A 3649-nucleotide genomic window follows, 5' to 3' on the forward strand; every position below is an offset into this window, starting at 1 on the left:
GACCAACTACGTTCCGCAGCGAGGCCAAACGAATCAAGATCTACGAATGTAGTACCGGAGGCACGAAAAGACACAAGGAGAAACGGGGAGACGCGGGGAGACGCCGGAGGGGTCCGTCCGCCTGGCGGGCCCCTCCGGCGTCTCCCGGTGTCTTCTGGCAGCCACCCCCGAAGGGACCCCGCGGGGTCCCCGGCCGCCGGCTAGCGCCTGGTACGGCGCCATCCCCCGGCCCGCGGTCCCGCGGAGCCGATCCCGGCCTGGTGCAGCGAGAGCAGCAGCAGCCCGAGGAGCAGGAAGGTCGTGCCGGTGATCCCGCCGATCCGGGTATTGACCAGATCGAGCAGCAGACCGAGACCGAACACGATGGCGGCGGCGATCGCGAGCATTTCTCACCTCATCCCGGCGGAGATGTCCAGAAGCTGTTCCAGGGTTGCCCGGTAGTCACGCAGGGCGGTGCGGAGGTGCTCGGTGTCGCCGGAGTCCTTCCACCGTCCCCGGAGCTCGGCGGTCCTGGCCTCCAGCGCACTGCGGAACGCGCGCACGACCTCGTCGAGCAGCGCGTCGGCCCGCTCCACCGAGTCGCGCGGATCGTCCACGAAACTCGCCTGGACCTCCTGCCAGCGTCGCCGTACCTCCGCGGCGTCCTGCTCGAACAGGAGCCCGCGCGTGCCGCCCGCGTGCGCGGGAGCGCCGTGCGCGGCGGTGCCGGTATGCGCGGGGGATCCGGTGCGCGTGGCGTCGGGCAGGTCGGCGTCGGTGCCGCCCGTGCCCGCCGCGGTGCCGCCCGGTGCGGCCACGTCGTCGGGCCGACCGGCGGTGGCCTCCGGGAAACCGGCGGTCACCGGAGCGCCGCCGGGCGCGTCGCTGCGTGGTCCGGCGCCGGTCTCCGGCGCCTGCGGTGTCCGCACCGGGCCGGGGGCGGGCACGTCATCGCGTGCGCCTCGGCCGGGGCCGTCACCCGGACCGTCGTACGGGGCGTCCGTCCGGTCCGCCGGGGTGGCCCCGTGGTGGGGTTCCCCGGACGCCGGAGCCGTGTCCCGGGTGCGCTGCGACGGCACCGTCAGATCGTCCTCGTCGCGCTTGTAGACCAGGCGGTCGCCTTCATGGCCGAGCCGGTCGTTCATCTCGGGTCACCGTCCCCGGGTGTCGCGGCGCGCGGCGCGCACGTCGCCGTCGGTGGTCTCGCGATGTTCAGGTCCCCCCTGCCGGGGGATGCGGTCGCCGTTGACCCCGTTGACCCCGCTGCTCTCGTCGCCGGATCCGCCGAGCAGTTCCTCGAACAGGGCGCGGTAGTGCACCATCGCCTGCCGGAGCTCCTCGGTGGAGGCCTCCTTGCGGGCGGCCCGGCCGCTGATCTCGTGAGCCTGCCGGTAGTGATCCAGCGTGCGGCCGTGCGCGACCGACAGGTCGGAGAGCCGCTGCTCGAAGTTCTCGGTCGGATAGCCCCGTTCGGCCATCACGGAGGTCACCAGGTGGTCGGCCTCGGTGACCGCGAAGCCCGGAGCGTCCACGAAACGCTCCTGAACCTCCATCCACTTCCTGGCGTAGATCTCGCGCGTCCCGGCGTCCAGGGGGCGGATGTCGAGTGAGTCGACCCGCTGCTGGCGGGCCATGAGCTCCTGCTCCGCCTCCCGCCTGGAATCGTGCTCTTGCACGGTGCGTTCGTACTCGGGGCCGAATCGGTCACGGAGTCGGTGCCGGCGCTGTTGCTGCAGCAGGAAATATCCGACTGCCACGATCGCCACCACCGCGACCACGACCACGACCACCCAGCTCACGGTGGACATGTCTGCCTCCGGTTGTGTAGGCGCTTGTCCCCGTGCGCTGCCCCACGGCCAGGGGTCGAAACCGGCCGCCTCCATTCGTGGTTTTTCGCGACTCGGGCCACATTTGACGTTTTATTATTTTTTATCGGGTAGTGGACATTCTTTTGTGGCCTTTTTCTTGACCTGGCCTTCCGTGATCTCCTGTCGGCTGGCCGAGCGGCTCGGGCCGGCCGGGCCGGCCGGTTGCCGGCCCCGTCCGCGAGCGGCGGCGTGGGCGGCGCGTGTGGAGCCCGGCCCGGGGCCACGCGATGAAGGAGCGGGGTCCCCGCTCCTTCGTCGCATCAGAGGCCGTCGCCCTCCGCCGGTGCGGCCACCGGGATCCCCGCCTTCCCGGCCGCCTCAAGGGCCCGCCGCGCGTCCGCCAGCACCCGCTCCACCAGCCAGTCCCCTTCCACCGCCGGAATCTCGAAGAACCCCCGCTCGGGCTCGTACGAGACGTCCAACCCGGCCGCCACCAGCCGCCCGGCCCAGCGCAGCGCCGTGTTGGTCTTCTCCGCGGGGATCGTCCGCCCCTGGGCGACGGACGACAGGTTCCGCAGGTTCGTCGCCGGGCCCGACTGGTTGTGCGCCCGGTTCAGCTTCCAGGGGATGGCCCGCGAATGGTCGAGCATCGGCTTGGAGAGCCCCGCCGCCCGCTTCGCCTGGAGAATTCCGGACTCACTCACCCCGAACCGCGCCGCCAGCTCCGCGTTCGACAGCCCCTGCCCGGCCAGACGCCGCAGCTCATCATGGTCGATCAAAGCCTTGCGCCCCACCCGCACCCCGTCCTTCCGGTGATCACATGTCCCCGCGGGCACCTTGGCGTGCACATGCCCGCCCGATCTGCGCTAAGGTTATGACGTCCGCCCGAGAGGGAGCCGGACAACCGGGACGTAGCGCAGCTTGGTAGCGCACTTGACTGGGGGTCAAGGGGTCGCAGGTTCAAATCCTGTCGTCCCGACCATGCTTTGGCTGGTCGGCAAGGGTGTCACCCGAAAGGGAGACACCCTTTTCGCATTCCGGATGACTAACTGAGTGCCTATCGCTCTCCTCATGTGAAGATCCGGTCCATCGCCTCCGCGCCGCCGAGAAGCACCGGGCGGATCTGTTTGCGGTGGACCGCTTCCGTGACCGCCGTCCCGTTGTGGCCGACGAGCCGCGCGATGTCCTCCAACGGAACGCCGGAGTCGGACAACAACGAGACGAAGCTGTGCCGCATCTCCCGTGGCGTCCACTCCCTGGCGGTCAGCCCGGCGTCTTCCACGATCTTCCGGAAGGCCCGCCGCACGTTGTGAGAGTCCAGGGGAGTGCCGACCAGGGAGGCGAAGACGAGATCGTTCTCCTGCCACCTCACGCCCGCCGTCTCGCGTTCCCTAGCCTGCTGTGCCCGGCGCTACCGCAGGGCCTCAACACACCGACGAGGCAGCGCAAGGGACCTCCGGGTCTTGGTGTCGCCACTCTCCCGCACGGAGCGCCACACGGCGATCCACGGGGGAGTGGCGGTTCCCGGCTGACCACCGAGGCTCACTTCCGACCAGACGAGCGCCCGCAGTTCCTCTGTCCGGGCACCGATGAGGAGCGAGAGCACCACGTAGGCGTACATCCGCGTGCCCTCAGCGGCCTTGAGGATGGCCTCCGCCTGATCAAGGCGGCAGCGCTCCGCCGCGGGCCCCAACCGCTGCGCGGTCCCTTCGGGATGCTCTGCATTGGCGCCGGCCGCTGCGCTCCGTGGGTTCATTCAGCAGGCCCTCAAGGGGGATAAGAGCAGGCTGTTGGGTCGGACCGGGGCGCGGTGTCAGCCTTGCGACTGGCCCGTTTCCCCGGCCCGCCCGCCGAACCCGGCG

5 protein-coding genes and 1 tRNA gene are annotated in these 3649 nt (G+C 70.5%); 1 reads left to right on the top strand and 5 read right to left on the bottom strand.

From position 1 onward, the window contains the following. Positions 1-200: 200 nt before the first annotated feature. The 4 genes from ABD841_RS40295 to ABD841_RS40310 all read right to left on the bottom strand — a co-directional run bounded on the left by ABD841_RS40295 (position 201) and on the right by ABD841_RS40310 (position 2581). On the bottom strand, positions 201-386 hold the full coding sequence (locus tag ABD841_RS40295; RefSeq protein ID WP_344982333.1) for a hypothetical protein: 186 nt from the start codon (positions 384-386) through the stop codon (positions 201-203). 3 nt (positions 387-389) lie between these two features. Next, positions 390-1124, bottom strand: coding sequence for a hypothetical protein (locus tag ABD841_RS40300; protein ID WP_344982334.1), 735 nt, complete (start codon positions 1122-1124; stop codon positions 390-392). A 6-nt stretch (positions 1125-1130) separates the two neighbouring features. Next, complete coding sequence (locus ABD841_RS40305) at positions 1131-1787, bottom strand: hypothetical protein (RefSeq protein WP_344982335.1); 657 nt, start codon at positions 1785-1787, stop codon at positions 1131-1133. A 320-nt stretch (positions 1788-2107) separates the two neighbouring features. After that, complete coding sequence (locus tag ABD841_RS40310; RefSeq protein ID WP_344982336.1) at positions 2108-2581, bottom strand: hypothetical protein; 474 nt, start codon at positions 2579-2581, stop codon at positions 2108-2110. A 111-nt stretch (positions 2582-2692) separates the two neighbouring features. Between ABD841_RS40310 and ABD841_RS40315 the strand changes: the two genes are divergently transcribed. Further along, positions 2693-2769 (top strand) — tRNA-Pro (locus tag ABD841_RS40315). 87 nt (positions 2770-2856) lie between these two features. Here ABD841_RS40315 and ABD841_RS40320 read toward each other — a convergent pair. Beyond that, positions 2857-3159, bottom strand: a complete 303-nt coding sequence (locus ABD841_RS40320; protein WP_344982337.1) for a tyrosine-type recombinase/integrase — start codon at positions 3157-3159, stop codon at positions 2857-2859. Positions 3160-3649: the final 490 nt, after the last annotated feature.

It is taken from the genome of Streptosporangium fragile, assembly GCF_039534445.1.
Taxonomy (GTDB): Bacteria; Actinomycetota; Actinomycetes; order Streptosporangiales; family Streptosporangiaceae; genus Streptosporangium; species Streptosporangium fragile.

Bases quoted from the DNA above. Each gene is read 5' to 3' on its own strand.
- ABD841_RS40300 (WP_344982334.1), bottom strand. From the start codon at position 1,124: ATGAACGACCGGCTCGGCCATGAAGGCGACCGCCTGGTCTACAAGCGC.
- ABD841_RS40305 (WP_344982335.1), bottom strand. From the start codon at position 1,787: ATGTCCACCGTGAGCTGGGTGGTCGTGGTCGTGGTCGCGGTGGTGGCG.
- ABD841_RS40295 (WP_344982333.1), bottom strand. From the start codon at position 386: ATGCTCGCGATCGCCGCCGCCATCGTGTTCGGTCTCGGTCTGCTGCTC.